This is a genomic window from Mesorhizobium sophorae (assembly GCF_002270415.1).
GTDB classification, from domain to species: Bacteria; Pseudomonadota; Alphaproteobacteria; order Rhizobiales; family Rhizobiaceae; genus Mesorhizobium; species Mesorhizobium sophorae.
Genome location: NZ_NNRI01000007.1, coordinates 1,098,676 through 1,121,271, shown reverse-complemented (window position 1 = coordinate 1,121,271; position 22,596 = coordinate 1,098,676). Strand labels below are relative to the sequence as shown.

The 22,596-nt window shown below is 63.7% G+C and carries 22 protein-coding genes; 14 read left to right on the top strand and 8 right to left on the bottom strand.

What is annotated here, in order from left to right:
- Window positions 1-5: 5 nt before the first annotated feature.
- Window positions 6-1,010, bottom strand: a complete 1,005-nt coding sequence (locus tag CGZ66_RS09830) for a cytochrome d ubiquinol oxidase subunit II (RefSeq protein ID WP_095083850.1) — start codon at window positions 1,008-1,010, stop codon at window positions 6-8.
- Between the two features lie 10 nt (window positions 1,011-1,020).
- Window positions 1,021-2,382 carry a cytochrome ubiquinol oxidase subunit I gene (locus CGZ66_RS09825; RefSeq protein ID WP_095083849.1) on the bottom strand — a complete coding sequence of 454 codons (1,362 nt, stop codon included), beginning with the start codon at window positions 2,380-2,382 and terminating at the stop codon, window positions 1,021-1,023.
- Between the two features lie 269 nt (window positions 2,383-2,651).
- Here CGZ66_RS09825 and CGZ66_RS09820 point away from each other — a divergent pair, with 269 nt between their 5' ends.
- Entirely contained in the window at window positions 2,652-3,578 is a 927-nt protein-coding gene (locus CGZ66_RS09820) for an ABC transporter ATP-binding protein (RefSeq protein WP_095083848.1), read from the top strand.
- Complete coding sequence (locus tag CGZ66_RS09815) at window positions 3,575-4,336, top strand: ABC transporter permease (RefSeq protein WP_095083847.1); 762 nt, start codon at window positions 3,575-3,577, stop codon at window positions 4,334-4,336. The genes CGZ66_RS09820 and CGZ66_RS09815 overlap by 4 nt, the downstream gene beginning before the upstream one ends.
- Window positions 4,337-4,360: 24 nt before the next feature.
- Here CGZ66_RS09815 and CGZ66_RS09810 read toward each other — a convergent pair whose 3' ends face one another.
- Window positions 4,361-5,398, bottom strand: a complete 1,038-nt coding sequence (locus CGZ66_RS09810) for a phosphatidylglycerol lysyltransferase domain-containing protein (RefSeq protein ID WP_095083846.1) — start codon at window positions 5,396-5,398, stop codon at window positions 4,361-4,363.
- A 349-nt stretch (window positions 5,399-5,747) separates the two neighbouring features.
- Between CGZ66_RS09810 and CGZ66_RS09805 the strand changes: the two genes are divergently transcribed.
- On the top strand, window positions 5,748-6,938 hold the full coding sequence (locus tag CGZ66_RS09805; protein ID WP_095084370.1) for a flavin-containing monooxygenase: 1,191 nt from the start codon (window positions 5,748-5,750) through the stop codon (window positions 6,936-6,938).
- Here the strand turns inward: CGZ66_RS09805 and CGZ66_RS09800 are convergent.
- Both CGZ66_RS09800 and CGZ66_RS09795 read right to left on the bottom strand, forming a co-directional pair.
- Window positions 6,930-7,133, bottom strand: coding sequence for a hypothetical protein (locus tag CGZ66_RS09800; RefSeq protein ID WP_245331048.1), 204 nt, complete (start codon window positions 7,131-7,133; stop codon window positions 6,930-6,932). The genes CGZ66_RS09805 and CGZ66_RS09800 overlap by 9 nt on opposite strands.
- A 147-nt stretch (window positions 7,134-7,280) precedes the next feature.
- Window positions 7,281-9,284 (bottom strand): PhoX family protein, encoded by a 2,004-nt coding sequence (locus tag CGZ66_RS09795; protein WP_095083845.1) that lies wholly within the window; start codon window positions 9,282-9,284, stop codon window positions 7,281-7,283.
- Window positions 9,285-9,608: 324 nt separating this feature from the next.
- Here CGZ66_RS09795 and CGZ66_RS09790 point away from each other — a divergent pair, with 324 nt between their 5' ends.
- Together CGZ66_RS09790 and CGZ66_RS39830 are read left to right on the top strand one after the other, a co-directional pair.
- Window positions 9,609-10,112 carry a hypothetical protein gene (locus CGZ66_RS09790; protein ID WP_095084369.1) on the top strand — a complete coding sequence of 168 codons (504 nt, stop codon included), beginning with the start codon at window positions 9,609-9,611 and terminating at the stop codon, window positions 10,110-10,112.
- Between the two features lie 315 nt (window positions 10,113-10,427).
- On the top strand, window positions 10,428-11,006 hold the full coding sequence (locus CGZ66_RS39830; RefSeq protein ID WP_095083844.1) for a hypothetical protein: 579 nt from the start codon (window positions 10,428-10,430) through the stop codon (window positions 11,004-11,006).
- Window positions 11,007-11,204: 198 nt separating this feature from the next.
- Here the strand turns inward: CGZ66_RS39830 and CGZ66_RS09780 are convergent, their stop codons facing one another.
- Entirely contained in the window at window positions 11,205-11,867 is a 663-nt protein-coding gene (locus CGZ66_RS09780) for a response regulator (protein ID WP_095083843.1), read from the bottom strand.
- On the bottom strand, window positions 11,864-13,255 hold the full coding sequence (locus CGZ66_RS09775; RefSeq protein WP_095083842.1) for a sensor histidine kinase: 1,392 nt from the start codon (window positions 13,253-13,255) through the stop codon (window positions 11,864-11,866). The genes CGZ66_RS09780 and CGZ66_RS09775 overlap by 4 nt, the downstream gene beginning before the upstream one ends.
- Before the next feature lie 169 nt (window positions 13,256-13,424).
- Between CGZ66_RS09775 and CGZ66_RS09770 the strand changes: the two genes are divergently transcribed.
- The 7 genes from CGZ66_RS09770 (at window position 13,425) to CGZ66_RS09740 (ending at window position 19,506) form a co-directional block, all read left to right on the top strand.
- Window positions 13,425-13,766, top strand: coding sequence for a hypothetical protein (locus CGZ66_RS09770; RefSeq protein WP_095083841.1), 342 nt, complete (start codon window positions 13,425-13,427; stop codon window positions 13,764-13,766).
- A 14-nt stretch (window positions 13,767-13,780) separates the two neighbouring features.
- A complete protein-coding gene (locus CGZ66_RS09765) occupies window positions 13,781-14,500 on the top strand; it encodes a phosphatase PAP2 family protein (protein WP_095083840.1) in 720 nt (239 codons plus the stop codon).
- 285 nt (window positions 14,501-14,785) lie between these two features.
- The gene (locus CGZ66_RS09760) at window positions 14,786-15,064 is read left to right on the top strand and encodes a helix-turn-helix domain-containing protein (RefSeq protein WP_095083839.1); all 279 of its coding nucleotides are present in this window, start codon (window positions 14,786-14,788) and stop codon (window positions 15,062-15,064) included.
- Between the two features lie 68 nt (window positions 15,065-15,132).
- On the top strand, window positions 15,133-16,881 hold the full coding sequence (locus tag CGZ66_RS09755; protein WP_095083838.1) for a SulP family inorganic anion transporter: 1,749 nt from the start codon (window positions 15,133-15,135) through the stop codon (window positions 16,879-16,881).
- A 182-nt stretch (window positions 16,882-17,063) separates the two neighbouring features.
- Window positions 17,064-17,561: a GNAT family N-acetyltransferase gene (locus tag CGZ66_RS09750; protein ID WP_095084368.1), complete on the top strand. Its 498-nt coding sequence runs from the start codon at window positions 17,064-17,066 to the stop codon at window positions 17,559-17,561.
- Window positions 17,562-17,751: 190 nt separating this feature from the next.
- Entirely contained in the window at window positions 17,752-18,123 is a 372-nt protein-coding gene (locus tag CGZ66_RS09745; protein WP_095084367.1) for a YciI family protein, read from the top strand.
- Window positions 18,124-18,240: 117 nt separating this feature from the next.
- Complete coding sequence (locus CGZ66_RS09740) at window positions 18,241-19,506, top strand: RNA polymerase sigma factor (RefSeq protein ID WP_095083837.1); 1,266 nt, start codon at window positions 18,241-18,243, stop codon at window positions 19,504-19,506.
- Here the strand turns inward: CGZ66_RS09740 and CGZ66_RS09735 are convergent.
- Window positions 19,503-19,922 (bottom strand): DOPA 4,5-dioxygenase family protein, encoded by a 420-nt coding sequence (locus CGZ66_RS09735; protein WP_095084366.1) that lies wholly within the window; start codon window positions 19,920-19,922, stop codon window positions 19,503-19,505. The genes CGZ66_RS09740 and CGZ66_RS09735 overlap by 4 nt on opposite strands.
- 467 nt (window positions 19,923-20,389) lie before the next feature.
- Between CGZ66_RS09735 and CGZ66_RS09730 the strand changes: the two genes are divergently transcribed.
- Both CGZ66_RS09730 and CGZ66_RS09725 read left to right on the top strand, forming a co-directional pair.
- Window positions 20,390-21,286, top strand: coding sequence for an aminoglycoside phosphotransferase family protein (locus tag CGZ66_RS09730; protein ID WP_206073694.1), 897 nt, complete (start codon window positions 20,390-20,392; stop codon window positions 21,284-21,286).
- 130 nt (window positions 21,287-21,416) lie between these two features.
- A complete protein-coding gene (locus CGZ66_RS09725) occupies window positions 21,417-22,565 on the top strand; it encodes an amidohydrolase (RefSeq protein ID WP_095084364.1) in 1,149 nt (382 codons plus the stop codon).
- The last annotated feature ends 31 nt before the right edge of the window (window positions 22,566-22,596 follow it).

Genomic DNA, 22,596 nt, shown 5'->3' with positions numbered 1-22,596 from the left:
GGCCGTCAGTCGTAGGTCAAATCCGTCGCCTTGCCGCCGAACACCCGGTAGGCATAGAACGAATAGAAGATGATGACAGGCAGCACGACCACCGTGCCGGCCAGGATGATGGCCAGGCTTTCCGGCGCAGAGGCCGCCTGCCAGATGGTCAGCCTGTCGGGCACCACGAATGGATAGAACGACCAGGCAAGACCGGCAAAGCCGAGCGCGAAGATGGCGGCCAGCGTCAGGAACGGCGTCAGCGAATGGCGGTCGTCGGGCCTGGGCAGATGAAAGGTCTGCCGCCACAGCCACAGGAACAACAGTGCCGACAGGATCGGCAGCGGCGACAGATAGAGCATCGCGGGAAAGACGAACCATTTGTCGAAGATGCGCGGGCTGGCGAACGGCGTTGCCAGCGACACCGCGGCCATGCCGAGCGCGGTCAGCACAAGGGCGGTGCGCAACCAGCGCACGGCCTTCTTCTGCAGATCGCCCTCGGTCTTGTAGATCACCCAGGCGGCACCCATCGCCGCGTAAGCCGCGGCAAGGCAGAGCGCCACCAGCACGCCGAACGCCACGCCGCCCGGGCCGACATCGAGGCCGAGCACATAGACGCCCAGCATATAGCCCTGCGCCAGCGAGGCGATGACCGAACCCAGGAAGAAAATACGGTTCCAGCGATGCTTCTTGCCGCTCGGCACCTTGGCGCGAAAATCGAAGGCGACGCCGCGCAGGATCAGCCCGATCAGCAACACGAAAACCGGGATGTAGAGCGCGGTCAGGATGACCCCATGCGCCAGCGGGAAGGCGACCAGCAGCAGGCCGACGGCCAGCACCAGCCAGGTCTCGTTGGCGTCCCAGAACGGACCGATGGCCGCGACCATCGTGTCCCGCTCGGTGTCTTCGGCGGCGGCGAACAAGATGCCGATGCCGAGATCGAAGCCGTCGAGTATGACGTAGATCAGGATGGCTAGGCCCATCAGGCCGGCGAAGATCAGGGGCAGCAGGGTTGGCCAGTCGAAGGTCATTGTCCTCTCCTCACTCGCCGGCCGCCGGCTGCGACAGGGCTGCGTTCATCACGCCAGGCAGCGGCGATGAATCGCCGTCCTTCGCCGCCTTCAGCGCCAGGTGCACCAGCACGCCGAGATAGGCGATCAGCAAAAGCACATAGAGGATGAGGTAAATCGCCAGCGTCAGCGCGACATGACTGCCGGCCACCGGGCCGACCGCGTCGGCGGTCTTCAACACGCCGGTTACCAGCCAGGGCTGGCGGCCGATCTCGGTGGTGTACCAGCCGGCCAGCGTCGCCAGCCAGCCCGACAGCGCCATCGGCACCATCAGCATGGCGAGCGGCCTCGGCAGGCTGTGTCGGCGCTTGAGGAAGAAGGCGGCCGACCAGGAAACCGCAAGCATCAGCAGTCCCGTACCGACCATGATGCGGAAGCTCCAGAAGATTGGAAAGACCGGCGGATGGTTTCCGGGATAGTCGTTCAGCCCCGGCACCACGCCGCTGGTGCGGTGCCGCAGCACCAGGCTGGCGCCGTCGGGAATGGCGATCTCGAACCTGTTTTCCTTCGCCGCCTCGTCGGGCAGGGCGAAGAGCACCAGCGGCACGTTGGGGCCGGTGTTCCAGTTGGCCTCCATGGCGGCGATCTTCTGCGGCTGGTGCTCCAGCGTGTTCAGCCCGTGCTGGTCGCCGGCGAAGATCTGGATCGGGATCAGGATCGCCGCGGTGAAGACGCCGGTGCGCAGCGCCTTCCACATCGATTCCGAGCGGTCGCCATAGAGATAGCGCAGCGCCGACAGACCGGCGATCAGGAACGACACCGTCAGGCCGGAGGCGAGCAGCATGTGGACCAGCCGGTAGGGCATCGACGGGTTGAAGACGATCGCCCACCAGTCGACAGCGTGCGCGACGCCATCGCGTATCTCGAAGCCGGCCGGCGTCTGCATCCAGGAATTGAGCGCGATGATCCAGAACGCCGAGAGGGTCGTGCCGCCTGCCACCAGCACCGTCGCCAGCGTGTGGATGCGGTTGGAGACGCGGCGGAAGCCGAACAGCATGATGCCGAGGAAGGCCGCTTCGAGGAAGAAGGCGGTGAGGATCTCGTAGGCCAGCAGCGGCCCGGCAATGTTGCCGACCTTTTCCATGTAGCCCGGCCAGTTTGTGCCGAACTGGAAGCTCATGGTGACGCCTGACACCACGCCCATGGCGAAGGACAATGCAAACACCTTCACCCAGGTGAAATAGGCGCGCATCCAGGCGGAATCGTTTGTCGCGTTGTAGCGGAGCTTGAAGAACAGCAGCACCCAGCCAAGCGCAATGGTGATCGTCGGAAACAGGATGTTGAACGAAATATTCGCGCCAAATTGCATGCGCGACAGGATGAGCGGGTCCATGGTGGGCTCCGGCTGCTTCTAATGTGGCAAGAATAAGCCCGTCGCTACTGTCGGTCAAAGCGGCGTCCCGCCGCGAGGCGGAACGCCGCAGCGCCCGGGCAAGATGACGCATGCGTGCTGCTGCCGTGTCGGATTGCAACCGCCGCCGGTCTGCACTGGCCGGCCTGCGACGATTGTCGAGAACTGTCAGCAGCGGCGTCGACTTGCGGTTGCACGCACCGACATTCAGCCTATATCAGGGGACCTCTTTCAGGCAGCCGTTTTCAGCCATGCCCTCCATCCTGTCCATTTCCGGGGTCTCCAAGACCTACGCCACCGGCTTCACCGCGCTCAAGGAAGTCAACCTCGATATCGAGCGCGGCGAGATCTTCGCGCTGCTCGGCCCCAACGGCGCCGGCAAGACGACGCTGATCTCGATCGTATGCGGCATCGTCAATCGGTCGTCGGGCACCGTCACCGTCGACGGTCACGACATCAACAGGGACTACCGCGCCGCGCGCAGCCTGATCGGCCTGGTGCCGCAGGAACTGACCATCGACGCCTTCGAGAGCGTCTGGGCGACTGTCAATTACAGCCGTGGCCTGTTCGGCAAGCCGGCCAACCCGGCCTTCGTCGAGAAGGTGCTGCGCGATCTGTCGCTATGGGAAAAGAGGGACGCCAAGGCGATTACGCTGTCGGGCGGGATGAAGCGCCGGCTAATGATCGCCAAGGCGCTGTCGCATGAGCCGCGCGTCTTGTTCCTCGACGAGCCGACCGCCGGCGTCGATGTCGAACTGCGCCAGGACATGTGGGCGATGGTGCGTCGGCTGCGCGAGGACGGCGTCACCATCATCCTCACCACCCACTATATCGAGGAAGCCGAGGCGATGGCCGACCGCGTCGGCGTCATCAACCGTGGCGAGATCATCCTGGTCGAGAACAAGGCCGAACTGATGCACAAGCTCGGCCGCAAGCGGCTGGTGATGGAGCTGCGCAGCCCGCTGACGGCCATTCCCGAAACGTTCTCGCGCTATGCGCTGGAGCTGTCGCCGGATGGCGGGCAGCTGACCTACACCTATGACAACCAGGCCGAGCGGCCGGGCGTCGCCTCGTTGATCCGCGATCTCGAGGCCGGCGGCATCCAGTTCCGCGACATCGACACGCAAAACAGTTCGCTCGAGGAGATCTTCGTCAATCTGGTGAGGAGAGAGCCATGAACCTGCGTGCGGTATGGGCGATCTACCGGATGGAAATGGCGCGCGCCTTCCGCACAGTCCTGCAGAGCATTGTCTCGCCGGTCATCTCCACGTCGCTCTATTTCGTCGTCTTCGGCTCGGCCATCGGCTCGCGCATCACCGAGATCGACGGCATCAGCTACGGCGCCTTCATCGTGCCGGGGCTGATCATGCTGTCGCTGCTGACGCAGTCGATCTCCAACGCCTCCTTTGCCATCTACTTTCCGAAGTTCGTCGGCTCGATCTACGAGCTCCTGTCGGCGCCGGTCTCCTATCTGGAGATCGTCATCGCCTATGTCGGCGGTGCGGCGACCAAGTCGATCCTGCTTGGCCTGATCATCCTGGCCACCGCCTCGCTATTCGTCCCGCTGACCATCCAGCACCCGTTCTGGATGGTTGGCTTCCTGGTGCTGACGGCGGTGACCTTCAGCCTGTTCGGTTTCATCATCGGCATCTGGGCGAAGAGCTTCGAGCAATTGCAGCTGGTGCCGCTGCTGATCATCACGCCGCTCACCTTCCTCGGCGGCAGCTTCTATTCGATCGACATGCTGCCCGGCATCTGGCGCACTGTGACGCTGTTCAACCCGGTCGTCTATTTGATCAGCGGGTTCCGCTGGAGCTTTTTCGGCAAGTCCGATGTCTCGGTCGGCGTCAGCCTCGGCATGACGATCGTCTTCCTGCTGGTTTGCATAGCGATCGTCGCCTGGATCTTCAGGACCGGTTACCGGCTAAGGAACTGACGGATTGGTTGAATCCAAGTCCTGTCAGATCGCTTTGACCAGCCGGAGCAGCCCCAGCATCTCCACATACGTCCCCTTGCGAAAGGCGATGTAGACCGGCTCCTCGACACCGTGGAAGCGGCGCTTGAACGCTGCTTGGCCTTGCAGATTGAACCTGCGGCGGTTGACCCAAGGCGAGGAGTAGGCGCGCTGGAAGGCATTGCGCCAGAAATCGCTTTCGGCAAACCCGCTCGGGCCCACATCGAGCATCGGCGACAGGCCGAGAGTGACCACCGAGATGCCTTGCTCGCGGAAACGGTCGACGGCGAATTTGGTCAGGCCGATCTCGGCGTGCGGCGAGGCGTCGATATGCTTGCGCTTGAACGCCGTGGTGTAGCCGATCACCTTGCCGTCGCGAAACAGCGGGTCGAAGTCGAGCAGTGCGACCAGTCCGCCATCGGGGCCGTGCAGGACGAAACGGCGCATGTCGGTGCCGAGATGGTCGGCGAAGGGGCGGTTGAGAAAGCCCATCTCCCAGCGTTTGACGATGCGGTCGCCGCGCCAGTTTTCGGAAAGCCGGGCGATTTCGTCGAGATGGACGGTCCGCTTGTCCTCGTCGAACCAAAATCCCTTCTTCAACAGCCAGCGCTCGGAATAGCGTACGGTCTCGTTGCGCTTTCCGGAAAAATCATGGTCGGGCAGGTTGAGGCGGGTGTCGATGCCGAGGCGATTGATCTTGTAGCCGAGCCCGGCCAGCACCCGCGCCGTCTCCTCGCCGATCTGCACGAACCACGGGCTGCCGGCGGTTTCGACGAAGCGTGTGATGTAATCGGGCAGCAGCATTGGAGCCACCACCGGATCGCCGAGCGCGAAATGGCGCCCCATCTTGGTGCCGAAGGCGATGTAGCCGTCGGCGTCGCCGAAATAGGAAAGCTTGCCTTGCACGGCGGTCGAATAGGCAAGCGAGAAGTCACCATGGCGGCGAACAAGCGCCAGGCGCTGGACATGGGTCAGCCTCTGCCGCGCCACCTTTGGCGCGACGTCCTCAAGGATTTTGTCGAAATAGATCCGCAAGGAGGGCATGGTCGAAATTCCGCGAGCCGCCTACAGCGCCGCGCCCAGGACGCGCAAAGGTGCTGTAACACTTTGATTCTGCGCATGACCCCGGAAATCGACTCGATTTCCGGCATGCACGTGGGGGAATAGCAGAGACCCGCCAGCCCCAGGGCCTCGAATCAATCACATTGCCGCGACCTGATTACCGCTGATATCGCGCATATGCCATATAGTGCGCAATCGCGGACGGCGCATGCTCGAAATTCGGGTTCGATTCGCGATATATAAATCAACCGCAGGATCGAGCCGCCGCGGCCTCCCTTGGCGACCACGGGAAGCGTGGCGTCGGAAGGGTCGAATGGAGATCAAAGAAGGAATGGCTGAAACGACCATCAGACCGGTGACGAACGAACCGGTCGAGCCGGCGATCGTCGTCGGCGCCGGTGCCGCCGGGCTGGCCGTCGCACATGCCTTGATGAACGCCGGCGTGCCCACGGCGATCCTGGAAAAGGAAAGCCGCCTGGCCGAGCCCTGGCACCGGCGGCATCGGCAATTGCATCTCAACACCCATCGCGATCTGTCTTCTCTGCCCGGTCTTGCCTATCCCCCGGGCACGCCTGCCTTTCCGCATAAGACTGTCGTCATCCGCCATATGAATGATTTCAGGGAGGAGAACCGGCTCCCGGTGCAGTTTGGCGTTGCTGTCGAAGAAATCGTCTTCAAGGGCGATCACTGGGCGCTGCTGACCAGCGCCGGACTGCGCCTGGCCCGCCATGTCGTCATCGCCACCGGCCGCGACAGGCAGCCCTTCATTCCCGAATGGAAAGGCATGACGGGTTTCGCCGGCCGCATCATCCACGCGGCGGATTTCGGCGACGCATGGGACTATGCCGGCAAGAAAGTGCTGGTCGTCGGCGCCGGCAATTCGGGCTTCGATACGCTCAATCATCTGGCCGGCATAAACACGGCCGCCATCTGGCTGTCGGCCCGCAACGGCCCCGCGCTGCTGCCCAAGCGGATCGGCAAGATCGCCGTGCATCGGCTTTCGCCGTTCATGGCGCGCTTGCCCTTGCGGGTCGCCGATGCGGTGATGGCGGCGGCGCAGCGCCTGGTTTTCGGCGACTTGACCAAATTCGGCATGCCGCCCGCGCCTTCGGGTGGCGCCAGCCGCCTGACCTCGGACTATACCGCGATCGCCGCCGATGACGGCGCCGTCAGCGCCATAAAGGCCGGCAAGATCGTTGTGGTGCCGGCGATACGGGAATTCGCTCGCGACGGCGTGATCCTTGCCAATGGCAACCTGATCCATCCCGACATCGTCATTGCCGCGACAGGCTACCGCACCGGCCTGGAGCCCATGGTCGGCAAGCTCGGCGTCCTCGACAAGAAGGGCGTTCCGCTCTTCAACGGCGGGCAAGCCGATCCAAAATTGCCCGGCCTGTGGTTCACCGGCATGCGGCCGAGCATTCGCGGCTGCTTCGCCAATGCCGGCATCATGGCCAAGGCGATCACCAAACGGATTGCCAGTTCCGCTGGCACCTCCGACCAATCCGGCGCTTCACGCTGACTTGGGCTCAAGCCTCCGGAAGCCGACAGCCTTCATCAGCATGTCCTCTTCCACCATGCCGGCATTGTGCAGCGCCAGCAGGGTGAGAGCCAGTTCGCGAGCCTCGGCCGATTCGGGATGCGCTTCGCGGCGCCGGCAGGTCGAACACACGTTGCAAGGTTGCGACTTCGGCAGGTTTGAGCACGCCACGGTCATAAACGGACTTCGGCATGGCAATCTCCTGGTAAAGACCTAGGGCGCCATGTGTAAATTGCCAATCTTTCCCGTGGCTTGAATGATTGACGCAAAAAAGGAGGGGCTTCGGCTCGCCGAAACCCCTCCCTGAGATTGCGGTGCTTGTTATCAAACCGCGATCTTGCCGCCGCCCTGTCTGGTGATGGCGACGACCGCCGGCCGCACCGGCATGTCGGGCTTGAAGTCGGGCCAGCGCGTCGACAGGTCCTCATAGTAGGATGGGCGGCCGAACGCTTCCCAGTCCTCGCCGCCGTCACCCGGATGCTGGACGGCGACAAAGGCGGTCTGATCGTCAGGGGCGAACAGCGGGCCACACATTTCGGCGCCGATCGGCACGCGGAAGAACAGTTTCGAGGTTGCCCGCGCCGAGCCTTCGGTGTCGACCGCCCACAGCCCATCGGTGCGGCCGGTGGTCTTTGGGCTCTGGCCGTCGGTGGCGACCCACAGGCGTCCGGCTGAATCGACCGCGCAATTGTCGGGCATGCCGAACCAGCCATTGGCCGTCGTCGCCGTCGAGAAGGTGGCGCCGACATCGGCAACCGCCGGATCGCCACATTTCAAAAGCACTTCCCACTTGCCCTTGGTGGCAGTGAAATCGCCGCCATCCTCGGCGATCTCGATGATGTGGCCAAAAGCGTTTTCGGTGCGCGGGTTGGCGGCATCGACCTGGTCTGCCTTGCGCTTCGAATTGTTGGTCAGCATGACATAGACCTTGCCGTTGACGGCATTGGGCTGGATGTCCTCTGGGCGGTCCATCTTGGTGGCGCCGAGCAGGTCGGCGGCGCGTCGTGTCTCGATCAGCACGTCGGCCTGGCTTGCAAAGCCGTTTTCGGCGGTCAACGGTCCCTGGCCGAAGACGATCGGCAGCCATTCGACGGAGCCGTCTTCGGCGAACTTGGCGACATGCAGCGTGCCGTCGTCGAGCAGATCCTTGTTGGCCGCGAGGTCATTGGGATTGAACTTACCGCTGGTGACGAACTTGTAGGCATAGTCGAAGCGCTCGTCGTCGCCGAGATAGAAGACGACGCGGCCATCCTTGGCGACGATCGATTCGGCGCCCTCGTGCTTGAAGCGGCCCATGGCGGTGCGCTTCCTCGGCGTCGAGGTCGGATCGTTGACATCGACCTCGACGATCCAGCCGAAGCGGTTGGCCTCGTTCGGCTCCTTGGCCAGGTCGAAGCGGTCATAGTGCGCCGCCCATTCATAGGCGCCTTCGGGAATGCCGAGGCGCTTGTAGTTGGCGGCTTCCTTGTGGCCCTCGGGCAATTCGCCGGAGAAATAGCCGTGGATGTTCTCCTCGGCCATCACATAGGTGCCCCACGGCGTGACGCCGCCGGCGCAATTGTTGAAGGTGCCCAAAACCTTCGTGCCGGACGGGTCGGCATTGGTCTTGACGCGGTCATGGCCGGCAACCGGGCCGGACAGCGCCATTTCGGTGTTGGAAGTAACGCGGCGGTTGAGCTTGCCGTCGCGCACCACTTGCCATTTGCCGCCGTCCTTGCGGATCTCGACGATGGTGCCGCCATGCGCCGCCATCTCGACATCGACCTGTTCCTTGCTGAGCGGTGCGACGTCGGCCGACTTCTTGCCGTCCTTCTCGACGATCTTGACGATGCCCGGGAACATCAGATGCGGGTTGGTGTATTCGTGGTTGACGACCAGCAGGCCGTGTTCGGCCGAACCGTCGATCGCGATGTAGCCGACATAGTCGTTGTTGTAGCCGAACTGTTTCGCCTGCGCCTGCGCGGACTGCTTCGTCGGGTCGAACTCAGGCGAATCGGCAAACAGCGGATCGCCCCAGCGCAACAGCACATCGGCATCGTAGCCCGGCGCGACATGGTGCTTGTCGTCGATGCCGGCCTCCAGTTCGTCGAACGCGAAGGCGGAGCCTTCGGCGGCCCGGGCCTGGTCGGCGCTGACCAGCGCCAGCGGGCTGACTGTGGCGGCGATCGCCGAGACGGCCAGCGAGCCTTTCAGGAAACCACGGCGCGAGAACCGCGCGGCGATGATCTCGCCCATGGTGCGGTTGTCGGTGGGATTGGTGGCCGGGCCGGCGTTTTCCTCGAGCAGGCTGGTGCGGAATTTGGCGTCGGGCGAGCGGTGTTCGGTCATCTGGCTTGCCTCTGGCTTTGCGGGTGGCTGGAGCGTGTTGCCTCTTCAACCCCCTTATAGTCACCTGATCACATTTTCGTGACATCAAAAGCCTTTCAGCCGCGACAGCATTCTGAGACGTCGGCTAAGCACTCTGCGAGCAGCACGTAACACTGGGACAAAGGTCCCTTGTCAGGTCCGGCAAAGGTCCCTTGGCGGCACCGCATCGGTCGTGGGCCGGTTACGCGAGGCCGCCATGTCGGCGATGGTAGGTCCCTTGCGAAAACGCCGGCGGTGAAATCCGCCTGCCTGAAATCCGCCTGCCTGATCGAAGAGGAGACCAGGATGCGCAGATCGATCGCGACCCGCTGTTGCTGGCTGGCGCTGAGGGCGACCTCGGCACTGGCGCTGGCCATCGCCCCCTATCAACTCGCTTTCCACGGCTCTGGTCCAGGCATCGTTGCCGCAAGCGCGCATGCCAAGGATGGCGGACATGGCAGTGGCGGTGGCGGCGGTGGAAACGGCAGCGGCGGGAGCGGCGGCAGTGGCAACAGCAGCAACGGAAACGGTAACTCCGGAAACGCTGGCGGAGACAATGGCGCCGGCGACGATCACGGCGCAGCCGGCAATTCCGGGGTCGGCAAAGGTCACGACGATGATGGAGATCACGTCAATGCGAAAACCGGCGACAGGGTCGAAGTAGACGGCAACACAATCGAGGTCGAGCATCCCGACGGCATCACGGAAGAGATCGAGAACGGCCGTTTCCAGATGAAGGATGCGCTCGGCCGCACGATTGTCGAACGTCCGGCGACTGCAAACGACATCAGTCGTCTTCGGGCCTTGTGAAGCAGAAGGCCCTGTGAAGCAGGTCAACCGGGGAACGATTAGTTTGACAAGTCACCTCCGCCGCCCCCGGCGGAGGTGACTTGATGTTCGGCGGCATCAGGTAAGCCAGCTTCCAGTCGGCGATGGCGGTCGCCGCCGTCCATACAAAGCATATATTAGCACAGGCTTGGGACTTTAGTCCAATCTTGCGCTTGCAAAGGTCCTGGGTGACAAGCGCAACGGTCGGATACGGCTTTCGGGTATCTTTTCTTTCGGCGATGCTGGTGCAACTCCAACGTCGACGGTGGCACGCCAGCTCAATCGACGGAGATCACCATGTATAGATCGATCACGACCCGTTGTTGCCGGCTGGCGCTCAGATCGGCGGCCGCGCTGGCGCTGACCATCGCTCCCTATCAGATTGACCTCCACGGCTCCGCTCCTGGAATCCACGCCGCCAGCGCACAGGCCGGCAAGGGCGGCGGTGGCGGCGGCAATGGTGGTGGCGGCGGTGGCGGAAACGGTGGGAACAGCGGCGGCAACGGAAACGGCGGCAACAGCGGCGGCAATGGAAACGGCGGCAACAGCGGCGGCAATGGAAACGGAAACAGCGGCAATAGCAGCGGTAACGGAAACAACGGCGCCGGCGACGGAAACGGCAAAGGAAATAGCGGAACCGCCAGCGGCAACTCCAAATCCGACCAGGGGCAGAACGAAAATGGCAACGGTCGTCATGTCAACGCCAAGACCGGTGACGAGGTCGATGTGGAGGGCAAGACGATCACGGTCCAGCATCCCGACGGCATAATGGAAAAGATCGAGAATGGCCGTTTCAGGATGGAGGATTCGCTCGGGCGCACGATCATCGATCGCGGAGCCACGCCGGCGGATGTCAGCCGCCTCAAAGCGTTGTGAAGTTGGCCAACAGGCAACGGCCGGCTTCACACGTCACCTCCGCCGCCCCCGGCGGAGGTGACCTCTCTTTTGCCACCCGGTTTCCGGCTGATGTGTGTCGCCCAGAAGCAGAGGCAACGACAAAGACTTAAAGCGCGCCTGATAGAGCTGTTCGGCGTTTCCGTGAAACGGTGAGCCGCTCTCGGATGGCCGAAGCCTCTACGAATGGTTCCGGTCCCGGTCGCGCGACTCACGCATCATCAAGGCTGCTTCGGTGCGGTTTCGCACATTGAGCTTCGACAGCACGCCGGTCATGTGATGCTTGACGGTCTTCTCCTGCAGCTCCAGCCGCAAGGCAACTTCCTTGTTGCTCAGGCCCTCCGCCACCAGTCGCAGAATTTCTGCCTGTCGCTCGGTGAGTTGCCGCAGCCGGTCCACTATGCCGTCGGTCGGCTGCAGGGACTGGAGATCCGAAAGCAGGCGGGCTGACAGCGTCGGCGAAAGATAGCTTTCCCCGGCCGCCACGCTGTGCAGGATGTCTGCGAGCGCGCGCGACCCGACACCTTTGAGGACATAGCCACGCACCCCGGCGTTCAGGGCCCTTGTCACGTCGGCATTGGCCTCCGAAACGGTCAACATGACGATCTTTTGGGCGGGATGGCTGGCGAGGATGCTTGCAACCGCGGTCAGACCGCCGCCCGGCATGGAGATATCGAGCAGCAGAATGTCCGGCCGTACGGTCGAGACGATGCGTTCGGCATCCTGCGCCGTGGCGCCCTCGCCCACCATCTCGAAGCCGCCGATTTCCGTCAGACTGCGCGTCACGCCCTCGCGAAAGAGGGGATGGTCGTCGATAATGGCAATGCGAATGGCGCCGATCATGCTTGCTCCTCGACCGATAGGCGGATCACCAATCGCGTGCCGTGCGGCCCGGTCAAGGTTTCGAACTGGCCGCCAATGCTTTCGACCCGCTCTCTGAGCCCGGCGAGCCCGAGGCCCTCGACGCGTGCCGGATCGAAGCCTGGCCCGCCGTCCGAGACTTCAACGAAAAGCCTGCTGCCTTTCATCCCCGCACTCACCGCCTGATCCTTGCCTCGCCCGTGGCGATAGGCATTGTTCAACCCTTCCTGCACGAAACGATAGATGCTGATCTTCTCGGAGGCACCGGGCTCTGGCAAGTGTCCGGCCAGCGTGAGTGTCACCGACGTCCCTGTCCTCATCTCGTGTTCGTTGACGGCCAGCCGCAGGATGTCCGTTGTGGCAGCCGTCTCGATCTGCGGCAGGACGAGGCCTGTGCAGATGCCGCGTATTTCGCGCATCGCATCCTCCAGCGTCTTGCGGATCATCGCAACCTCGGTCGAGCGGCTTTCGCTCGAATGGCCATCGCCGGAAAATACCGGACTATCCATGCGCAGCGCCGCCAGCGCGACGAGTTGGGCCGGACCGTCATGCAGGTCGGCGCCGATGCGGCGCAGGTATCTTTCGTTGAGCGCGGTGGCACGGCGGGACGCCCGCTGCACGCGAACCCGCAAGGCGTTGTTTTGCGCCACCAGGCCCTGCAGCTCCGACACCTGGCGGCGCAGCGCCCCGCGCTGGTCGTCGATGGTGCGGCTGCCGCGCAGGACGATGCCGGACAGGAGCACAAATGCCGCCAGGGTCGCGCCGGCCACGATCAGCCAGCTTGACAGCAGAGCGGAAGCCAGGGTGGTCTTGAAGTCGTCGGCGACCTCATAGAATTCTGTGACGGCCACCACTTCGCCGGACCACGGCTCGCGCACGGGATTGTAGATCTCGAGCAACGGCAAGCCGATCGCCTCCGCCTGGCTTTCGTTCTCGTCGAACGTATCGAATTGGGCGACGACATTGCCCTGGAAGGCGGAACGCAGCCCGGGGCTCAGATCGAAGCGGTGACCGATCAAACCCGCCTCCTTCGCATAGAGAACCATGCCGTCACGGCGCCAGAGCCTGAACGATACGATGCGCTTGCCGAGCGCGCCCTGGCCGAGCGTCTCATCGAGCGCTTGTTTGACGCTATCGCTGAGTTCCTGGCTCTTGCGCAGGTCGGGCAGCAGTGGCGCAATCACGCTGTCGACATAGAGCGCCGTCGTGGCAGCCGAATTGCGGATGACGCCGTCCCGGATCTGTGTCGTCACCCAGGCGCCCACCACCAGCATGACGGCCAGAAGGCCAAAGCCGCCGGCAACGAGGAATTGCAGCGCGAGAGAAAGCTCGCTCCAGCGTCGCAACAAGTTTTGCAGAATGCGAATCATGGCCCCCGACCGCCCTTCAATCGACAGGCTGGGCGATGCCGGCACTTTGAGCTTCCATCTTGCCGTTGCCAAGGCCTTCGTTTGATCAACGTCGCTTGACGTCCCGGCGCGCTTCGGAAACAAGTCCGCGATACACGCGGCGCGATCCGCTTCGAGAGGGGACAGGACGTTGAGTTTTTCGGGGTTGCTGCAGCTTGGCTTTTCGACGGTGATCTTCCTGCTGGCGGCGATGGCGGCCAAGCAGTGGGGCATGGCGCCGAGCCTTGGCAAGATCCTGCTGACGCTGGCGCTCTATTCGCTGGGCAATCTGGTCATGCTGCGGCTGATCCGCGAATTCGGCATGTCGGTGTCGTTCAGTCTCTCGGCCGTCATCCAGCTGGTCTCGGTGAATGTCGTCGCCCTGATGTTCTTCGGCGAGCGCGTCAACACGCTGCAGGCGACCGGCATCGTGCTGGCGATCGCCGCCGTGGCGCTGATCACGCTCGGACCTTATCTGCAGGGGCGGTTGTAACGGGCCAGTTGCCGATGAAGAACGCCGCCAATGCACTGCTGAACCGGATCGAATTCCCGGTGCTGCTGGCCGGCCTGGTCATCGCCGGCTGCCTGTGGGGGTTCGAGGAGTTGATGGAGGTGGCGCGGGCCACCACGCCGCACGCCTTCGACACCGAAATCCTGCTCGCCTTCCGCCAGCCGGGCCAGCCGGGTGTGCCGATCGGCCCGCTTTGGCTGGAAGGCGCCATGCGCGATATCACCAGCCTCGGCAGCTCGGCCGTGCTGGTGCTGATCACGGCGGCGACGATCGTCTATCTGTTGTTGATCCGCCGTCCGGCAACGGCGCTGCTCATCTTCGTCGCGGTGGCGGGCGGCCAGGTGCTGTCGAGCCTGCTCAAACTCGGTGTCGACCGGCCGCGGCCCGAACTCGTTTCGCATCTGGTCAACGAAACTTCGCTGTCCTTTCCGAGCGGTCACGCCATGCTGTCGGCGGTGACCTATCTGACGCTCGGCTCGCTGGCGGCGAGTTTCCTGCCGGGAAGGGTGACGAAGATCTATGTGTTGTCGCTCGCCGTGCTGGTGACGCTGCTGGTCGGCGTCAGCCGCATCTATCTCGGCGTCCACTGGCCGTCGGATGTGCTGGCCGGCTGGTGCGCCGGCTTCGCCTGGGCAATGCTGTGCTGGTTGGCGGCCCGCGCGTTGCAGCGGGGACGCGGACGCCGCCTGAACGACGAAAGCGAAATTGCAGATTGACGGCCCCGGGCAGAAATCAAATCAGTCGGTTGATCAGCCCATGCCCGCAGCCTGCCAGCAAAAGAGCCACCGACAGCACGCATGCCGATGTCATGACGCTCCTGAAAAGATTCAACCGCGCTACCCCCTGCCCCAGATGGAACACCCTAGCTCGAAGTCCCCAGGAAGTATCTGACAAAATGGACAAACAGGCGCTTACGTCTCAGACATTCATGTTGATGCTTGAAACATCACAATGATGGTATTATACGCTATAGCCGCAGACTCAGACGGGGATTTCGGCCGATGATCACTGCCGCGCAGATGCGCGCCGCAAGGGCGCTGGCCGGCGTCGATCAGAAGACGCTCGCCGAACGCGCTGGCGTTTCGCTTCCGACCATCCAGCGGATGGAGGCGAGCGACGGCGTGGTCAGGGGCGTGGTCGATACGCTGATGAAGGTCATCCAGGCTCTCGATGAGGCCGGGGTGGAGCTGATCGGCGAGAACCAGACCAGCGAGCGCGGCGGCAGGGGCGTGCGCCTCAAGCCTGTCGTGCCGCCGGATCCGAAGGCTGAGCCGGCATAAAGTCGCGACGGCGACCGCCGACAGTCCTGCCGACGATCCCGCCGCCTTTCTAGAGCGGAAACCAGTCCATGGATCAGGCGCAGCGGGCAGTGCATCAACCGGGCCAGAGGTCGGCCCAGAAGTCGGCCCAAGGGTCGGCAAAGCCGACATTTTCCGAATTGTTCACGCCAAAGCTGGTGACGGTCTGGCGCGAGGGCTACCATCTGCCGCAGTTCAAGGCCGACTTCATGTCCGGCCTGACCGTCGCCATCGTCGCGTTGCCGCTGTCGATGGCGATCGCGATTGCCTCGGGCGTGACGCCGGAGCGTGGCCTCTACACCTCGATCATCGGCGGTTTCATCATTTCGGCGCTCGGCGGCAGCCGCTTCCAGATCGGTGGGCCCGCTGGCGCTTTCATCGTGCTGGTGGCAGCAACGGTGGCCCGGGTCGGCGTCGACGGGCTGTTGCTGGCGACCATGATGGCCGGCGTTTTCCTGCTCGCCATCGGCTATCTCCGCCTCGGCACCTACATCAAGTTCATCCCCTATCCAGTGACGGTCGGCTTCACCGCCGGCATCGCCGTCATCATCTTTTCAGGCCAGATCGTCGAACTGTTCGGACTGAAACTTACCGGCAAGGAGCCTGGACCGCTGGTGCCGAAACTGATGGCGATCGGTGAGGCGGCCGGCACCATCAACCTCGCCGCGACCTTCGTGTCGGTGTTGACCATCGTCACCATCGCCGGCCTGAAGCGCTGGCGGCCGACATGGCCCGCCATGCTCGTCGCCATCGGCCTGGCCTCGCTGGTGGTGGCGCTGTTTGCGCTGCCTGCGGAGACGATAGGCACCCGCTTTGGCGGCATCCCACGCAGCCTGCAAATGCCTTCCTTGCCGCCGGTCAGCCTGGGCAGGATGATTGACGTGCTGCCGGATGCCATAGCCTTTGCCCTGCTCGGCGCGATCGAATCGCTGCTGTCGGCCGTCGTCGCCGACGGCATGACCGGTCGGCGGCACCGTTCCAACTGTGAACTGGTGGCGCAAGGCTTCGCCAACATCGCCTCGGCCCTGTTTGGCGGCATCTGCGCCACCGGCACCATCGCCCGCACGGCGACCAATGTGCGGGCCGGCGCGCATGGACCGATTTCCGGCATGATCCACTCCGCCATCCTGCTTGCTCTGATGCTGGTGGCCGCGCCTCTCGCCAGCTACATCCCCCTTGCCGCCCTTGCCGGCGTGCTGGCGGTGGTGTGCTGGAACATGTTCGAGAAACAGGCTTTCGCCACGCTGCTGCGCGCGTCGCGCGGCGACGCGCTGGTGCTGATGGTGACCTTCCTGCTCGTCGTCTTCCGCGACTTGACCGAGGGCATCGTCGTCGGCTTCGTGCTGGGGTCGATCCTGTTCATCGACCGCATGGCCAAGTCGATCGCGGTCGAGGCCGACTTACCGCTGGTGCAGGAGGATGTCGCAGACAGCAGCGGCAGCGCCTATGATGCCAGCGAGGCAAGCGACGTCGACACCGTCGTCTACCGCATCTCCGGCGCCTTCTTCTTCGGCGCCGCATCGACTGTCGGCACCGTGCTCGACCGCATCGCCGACCAGCGCAGGAATTTCATCCTCGACTGCTCGGCCGTGCCGTTCCTCGATTCGACCGCGGCCAATGTCATCGAGGGCGCCGCCCGCAAGGCCAGGCGCGCCGGTGTCCGCTTCATCATATCGGGCGCCTCGCCGCAGACACGGCGAATGCTGATCAACCACGGCGTCAAGCGGCCGCTGGTGACCTATGCCGCCTCGATCCGCGACGCGCGGGCGCAGCTGAACGGGAAACGAGAGACGCAGTAGTGGTCGGGATTTGCCGGCCGGGAGCCACTTGGTCAGGTGAAACTTGTCCGCCGTCAGCGCCGATCGCCAGGCCCCGCTTTTGACCCGAAGCGGTCATCGGCTAAACCCCCCGACTTGGAAGATCCCACTGGACCGCAGCCGGGATCGACCGCAGAGTGGAACGACAGGGGAGGAGGGCCGTCGTGGCCGACGAGGTGGTTATTCGTGAACTCAATGGGCTCGATGAGATGCTCTCGATCTATCCGGTGTACCGGCTGAGCCACTCGCACCTGGACGAAGCAGCGTTTCGGAAACGGCTCTCGGCAATGCTCGCGCAGGGCAACTACCGCTGTATCGCGGCCTATGTCGGCGATCGGATGGTGGGTGTCTCCGGCTTCTGGACGGGCATTCAGCTCTGGTGCGGGAAGTACATCGAAGCCGACCATGTGGTGGTCGACACGACGCTGCGCCGCCTTGGCACGGGCAGCAGGCTGATGGCGTGGATCGAGGCGGAGGGTGAGCGGACTGGATGCGCTGTCTTTCGTATCGCCATGGTGCTTGGCAAGGAACCCACGCACCAGTTTTATGTTCGAAACGGCTTCTTTGATGACGGCCTTCTCATGGTGAAGGCCCTGAGCCGAGGCGCCGCGGAGTTTCCCGAGTATGTATCGCGACCTGCCGAGCCAGGCCTGGGAGGCTAGCGGTTCGCAACCATTGTCTTCGGGTGGCCGCTTCCGGCTTTTGACCATTGCCGACTTCGATCCCTGGCCCGGAAGCGGCCTGCGCGCCCCAACCGTCGAAGAAATTTGCGGGACGATGTCGATTTCCGTAAACCCCGTTCGTCGTTTCGATGCGAGGCCGATGAGGCCGGCTCAAAACAGGAGACAGACGATGCGAGTGATGGTGTTCGTGAAGGCGACCGAAGACAGCGAAAAGGGCTTTGTCCCCACGCCCGAGACGACGGCGATGATGGAGGCGATGGGCAAGTACAATGACGAGCTGCGCAATGCCGGCATCCTGCTCACCGCCGATGGCCTCAAACCCTCCTCGGAAGGCAAGCGTATTGCGTTCGATGGTCCCGGCCGCAGGGTCATCGACGGGCCTTTCGCCGAGACCCGCGAGCTGGTCGCCGGCTTCTGGCTTTGGGAGGTCAAGGACATGGACGAGGCGGTGGCCTGGGTGAAGCGCTGCCCCAATCCGATGCCGGGACCGAGCGAGATCGAAATCCGGCCGTTGTACGAGATGGCTGATTGGCAGGAGTAGCGGACGCCGGAGGTCACGGAAATTCATGAGCGGACCCGCGCGAAGCTCAGCGGCCCTAGCGACTGTCGGCCGCAGCCTGCTTGCCTGCCTTGTGACTTTGGCCGACAATGCGGCGGCATGACAGCAGGCGAGACGCACCAGGCGATCGAAGCGATTTTTCGCATTGAACGGGCCCGGCTCATCGCGGGTCTGGCCCGCGTCGTGCGCAATGTCGACCGTGCTGAGGAACTGGCGCAGGACGCCCTGGTCATTGCCCTGTCGCAATGGCCCGGTACCGGCGTTCCGGCCAATCCCGGTGCCTGGCTGATGACGGTGGCCAAGCGCCGCGCCATCGACGCGATCCGTCGCGACAAGATGCGCGCGCGCAAGCATGAGGAGATCGCGCGCGAGCTGGACGGCGAGGTCGACGACACGCCCGGGATGATCGAAGCGGCCATGAACGACGATCTAGGCGACGAATTGCTTGGCCTCATTTTCACGGCCTGCCATCCCGTGCTTTCGGCCGACGCCCGTGCCGCGCTCACGCTGCGTGTCATCGGCGGTCTGACGACGGACGAGATCGCCCGTGCCTTCCTCTCGACTGAGGCGACGATCGCCCAGCGCATCGTCCGCGCCAAGAGGACGATCGGCAAGGCCGGATTGAGTTTCGAGGTGCCGCGCGGCGCCGAACGCACGGCGCGGCTCTCCTCGGTGCTGGAGGTCGTCTACCTCATCTTCAATGAAGGTTATGCCGCCACGGTGGGCGACGATCTTGTTCGGCCGGGCCTGTGCCGGGAAGCGCAACGGCTGGGCCGCATGCTGGCGGGGCTGATGCCCGAGGATGCCGAAGTGTTCGGCCTGCTGGCCCTGATGGAAATCCAGGCATCGCGCCTGCCGGCACGCATTGGCCCGGACGGTGCCCTGGTGCCGCTGACCGAGCAGGATCGCGCACGCTGGGACCAATTGCTGATCCGCCGGGGCCTTGACGCGCTGGCTCGCGCCGAGACGCTCGGGGGCGATGGCCCCTATGCATTGCAAGCCGCACTCGCGGCCTGCCATGCGCGCGCACGCAGTCCGGCTGATACCGACTGGCCCCGCATTGCAGCGCTCTACGACCGGCTGCGGGCCGTGATGCCTTCACCGGTGGTCGATCTCAATCGAGCGATCGCCCACAGCATGGCCTTCGGGCCCGAAGCCGGCCTGCGGCTGGTGGACGAGATTGCCGACGCCGCCGCGCTGCGCAACTATGCGCCACTGCCGGCGGCGAGGGGCGACTTCCTGTTTCGGGCCGGCCGGCTGGCCGAGGCCCGCTCCGAATTCGAGACCGCGGCCACGCTTACCCGCAACATGCGGGAAGCCGCCTTTCTCCTCGCCCGCGCGGACGCTTGCGCCGAGAATTGCTAGGCCGAGAGGGACGGGTTGGTGTTGGGCGGCAGCGCCTCTTCCGCCTCATGAACGTGCGGAAGACTATCGCCGTTCACGGCCAGCGGCCGGCCTATCCAGACCGGATCGACCAGATGGTCGCGCCTTGGGTTGGTCGTATTCGGGTGGATGAGTATGCTGAGCCCCCTATGATTCAGCATCAGCCACGGGACGAGTGAGGCGAAAATCTCGCTAGCAAATGAGACCTGGTACATTGCCTGATCATGCGGGCCAACCTTCTGCTCATGCCAATTGCCCAGGCGCACGCGGAAGCGTTCTCCGATGCGAAGCCGCAGCCATTCGGCATGTTGTCGCTCGCTTTGCCCGTCGTAGTAGATATGGGCATGATAGCTGGCAATCTCCGCGAGCGGCCTTGGGCTGGCGGCGTCTTCGTTCACCTCGATAGTCTCCTTCGATGATTGTCGCTTTCGGCGCAACTGTAGCCGAAGCGGGGACGCCTTGTCTGCAACCGGTGCGGATTCGTTCGAGTTCGGTCCAGCGGTCTGTTTCTCCCAGGTTAGCACATCGGGCCTGGGATTTTTCCCTTAGGTGTTGACGGCACGCGGGACGAGCATCGGGTTCACTGGGGGTGTGCGATGACAGGCGTCTCGATACGCCGCGCGGACTTCATGATGGTCCTGGCCCATGGTGACTGGGCGGCGGCGGGGGTCGGCTTCCTGTTTCGGGCCGGGCGACTGGACCGGAAGCCGCAAGTTCCCGGCCCTGGGCTGCCTGTCTGAAAAGTGCTTCGTTTCAGACATACTGGGATCTACTGCGAAGACATGGAAGCGGACATTGGTCCCTGCATTCGCTAAAACCACCAAACGATTTGCCCTTCATGCCGAGCTCGGCAGGACGAGAACTCATGATGCATGACGATCAGGTGGATATCGACATCGATATCGCCCGCCAGATGATCCGCGATCAGTTTCCCCAGTATCGTCTTGAGGACATCACCTCAGTTAGATCTTCGGGAACCGTCAATGCCATCTTCCTCATTGGCTCCAAGGGCACTGCGCGGTTCCCACTGCGGGCGATGAGTCCGGCCGAATGCGCCGATATGCTCCGGTCGGAGGCCGCTGCCATGGTCGAGCTTGGAGAACATTGCCTGTTTCCGACGCCTCAACCGATTGGTCTCGGCGAGCCAGGTCCTCACTATCCAATGCCATGGGCATTGCAAACGTGGATCGAAGGCGAGGTCGCCACGCCGCGCGGGCTCTGTGGATCGACGACGTTCGCCCTGGACCTTGCGCGCCTCGTGGCATCGTTGCGCCAAGCGGACACACGGGGCCGACGCTTCGACGGGCAAGGACGTGGGGGAAATCTCTCCGATCATGACGATTGGATGAATGTTTGCTTTGAAAACAGCGAGGGCCTTCTCGACGTGGCTCGCCTGCGCGACTTGTGGGCTCGCTTCCGCGAGTTGCCATCCGCTGGGCCTGTCGTGATGAGTCATAAGGACCTTATCCCACCAAACCTTCTCGTGCAGGGCGAGCGTCTTGTCGGAGTGCTTGATGGTGGCAGTTTCGGACCAGCCGACCCGTCGCTGGATTTGGTCGTCGCGTGGCATCTTCTAGACCGCGAGCGAAGGGCGACCTTTCGGTGCGGCCTTCAAGTTGAGGACCTTTGGTGGCAGCGTGGTGCGGCTTGGGCATTCCAGCAGGCGATGGGTCTCGTCTGGTATTACCATCGCACCAACCCCGCCATGAGTGCGCTTGGGCGCAGCACGCTCTCTCGCATTATCGATGATCCCGACATCTGAACTCTGGTAGTCGGGGCGCGCGCCATTCCGGAACTCGCTCTGGCACAACCCGCTCCGGATTGACCGCCTTTGTCCCTTGGCGGAAGTTTCGTTGCGTGTGTTATGCAGAGCGCAAGCGGAGACGGACAACGTGACCCTGACCAATCGAGACATCGTCGAGCTTACGGCATGGCGGCGCCAGCTGCACCAGCGCCCGGAAATCTCGAATGAAGAGGAGAGCACTGCGAAAGAGGTCGTCGACTTCCTCGCCGATACGAGGCCGGACCAGGTGCTGACCGGATTGGGCGGACACGGCGTGGCGGCGATCTATGAAAGCGGCGAGGCGGGACCAACGCTGTTGTTCCGCTCGGAACTCGATGCGCTGCCGATCCACGAACTTTCGGGCGCGCCTCATGCATCGCTCGTGCCGGGCAAGTCGCATATGTGCGGCCATGACGGACACACCGCGATCCTGGCGGCGCTTGGCCGTCAGCTGGGGCGCGAGAGGCCGGCCCGCGGCCGTGTCGTGCTGATGTTCCAGCCGGCGGAAGAAACCGGCAACGGCGCTGCCGGCGTCGTCGCCGATCCGCGCTTCGGCGCGATCGCGCCGGATTTCGCGTTCTCACTGCACAATCTGCCGGGTGTGCCGCTCGGGGAGGTCCGGCTCAAGACGGGCGTGGTGAACTGTGCCTCGCGTGGCATGCGCATCGTGCTGGAGGGGAAGACCGCGCATTCGTCGATGCCCGAGACCGGCATCTCGCCCATGGTGGCAATCAGCCAATTGATGCCGGCCCTGCCTGCGCTCGGGCGCGGAACCTTTGCCGACGACGACTTCAGCATGGTCACCGTCACCCATGCCGAGATGGGCGAAGCCGTGTTCGGCATCGCGCCCGGCCAGGCCGAGATCTGGGCGACGCTGCGCACCCGGCGCGACGATCGCATGGCAAATTTGTGCACCGCCGCGGAAGCCCTGGTCACGCGCATTGCCGCCGAGCATCGTTTGTCGCCCCGGTGGGACTATCATGAGGTGTTCGTGGCCAGCGTCAACGCACCGGAGGCGGTTGAGCATCTGCGGCGAGCGCTTGATGAGGAGGGCGTCCCGCACGGAGAGGAAAACCTGCCGATGCGCGCCTCGGAAGATTTCGGCGTGTTCGGCCACAAGGCGGCATCGGCGATGTTCTTCCTTGGCGCGGGCGAACGGCACCCGGCGCTGCACAATCCCGACTATGATTTTCCGGACGACCTGATTCCGATCGGGTCGAAGGTGTTCATGCGGACGCTGCGCAACCTCCTTGGCTAACGCCGGCCACGGTCGACCCGAATGCAGAAAA

What these genes read in the sequence shown, in the direction of transcription:
- CGZ66_RS09830 (WP_095083850.1), bottom strand. Translation starts at nt 1,010, where the DNA reads ATGACCTTCGACTGGCCAACCCTGCTGCCCCTGATCTTCGCCGGCCTG.
- CGZ66_RS09825 (WP_095083849.1), bottom strand. Translation starts at nt 2,382, where the DNA reads ATGGACCCGCTCATCCTGTCGCGCATGCAATTTGGCGCGAATATTTCG.
- CGZ66_RS09820 (WP_095083848.1), top strand. Translation starts at nt 2,652, where the DNA reads ATGCCCTCCATCCTGTCCATTTCCGGGGTCTCCAAGACCTACGCCACC.
- CGZ66_RS09815 (WP_095083847.1), top strand. Translation starts at nt 3,575, where the DNA reads ATGAACCTGCGTGCGGTATGGGCGATCTACCGGATGGAAATGGCGCGC.
- CGZ66_RS09810 (WP_095083846.1), bottom strand. Translation starts at nt 5,398, where the DNA reads ATGCCCTCCTTGCGGATCTATTTCGACAAAATCCTTGAGGACGTCGCG.
- CGZ66_RS09805 (WP_095084370.1), top strand. Translation starts at nt 5,748, where the DNA reads ATGGCTGAAACGACCATCAGACCGGTGACGAACGAACCGGTCGAGCCG.
- CGZ66_RS09800 (WP_245331048.1), bottom strand. Translation starts at nt 7,133, where the DNA reads ATGACCGTGGCGTGCTCAAACCTGCCGAAGTCGCAACCTTGCAACGTG.
- CGZ66_RS09795 (WP_095083845.1), bottom strand. Translation starts at nt 9,284, where the DNA reads ATGACCGAACACCGCTCGCCCGACGCCAAATTCCGCACCAGCCTGCTC.
- CGZ66_RS09790 (WP_095084369.1), top strand. Translation starts at nt 9,609, where the DNA reads ATGCGCAGATCGATCGCGACCCGCTGTTGCTGGCTGGCGCTGAGGGCG.
- CGZ66_RS39830 (WP_095083844.1), top strand. Translation starts at nt 10,428, where the DNA reads ATGTATAGATCGATCACGACCCGTTGTTGCCGGCTGGCGCTCAGATCG.
- CGZ66_RS09780 (WP_095083843.1), bottom strand. Translation starts at nt 11,867, where the DNA reads ATGATCGGCGCCATTCGCATTGCCATTATCGACGACCATCCCCTCTTT.
- CGZ66_RS09775 (WP_095083842.1), bottom strand. Translation starts at nt 13,255, where the DNA reads ATGATTCGCATTCTGCAAAACTTGTTGCGACGCTGGAGCGAGCTTTCT.
- CGZ66_RS09765 (WP_095083840.1), top strand. Translation starts at nt 13,781, where the DNA reads ATGAAGAACGCCGCCAATGCACTGCTGAACCGGATCGAATTCCCGGTG.
- CGZ66_RS09760 (WP_095083839.1), top strand. Translation starts at nt 14,786, where the DNA reads ATGATCACTGCCGCGCAGATGCGCGCCGCAAGGGCGCTGGCCGGCGTC.
- CGZ66_RS09755 (WP_095083838.1), top strand. Translation starts at nt 15,133, where the DNA reads ATGGATCAGGCGCAGCGGGCAGTGCATCAACCGGGCCAGAGGTCGGCC.
- CGZ66_RS09745 (WP_095084367.1), top strand. Translation starts at nt 17,752, where the DNA reads ATGCGAGTGATGGTGTTCGTGAAGGCGACCGAAGACAGCGAAAAGGGC.
- CGZ66_RS09740 (WP_095083837.1), top strand. Translation starts at nt 18,241, where the DNA reads ATGACAGCAGGCGAGACGCACCAGGCGATCGAAGCGATTTTTCGCATT.
- CGZ66_RS09730 (WP_206073694.1), top strand. Translation starts at nt 20,390, where the DNA reads ATGATGCATGACGATCAGGTGGATATCGACATCGATATCGCCCGCCAG.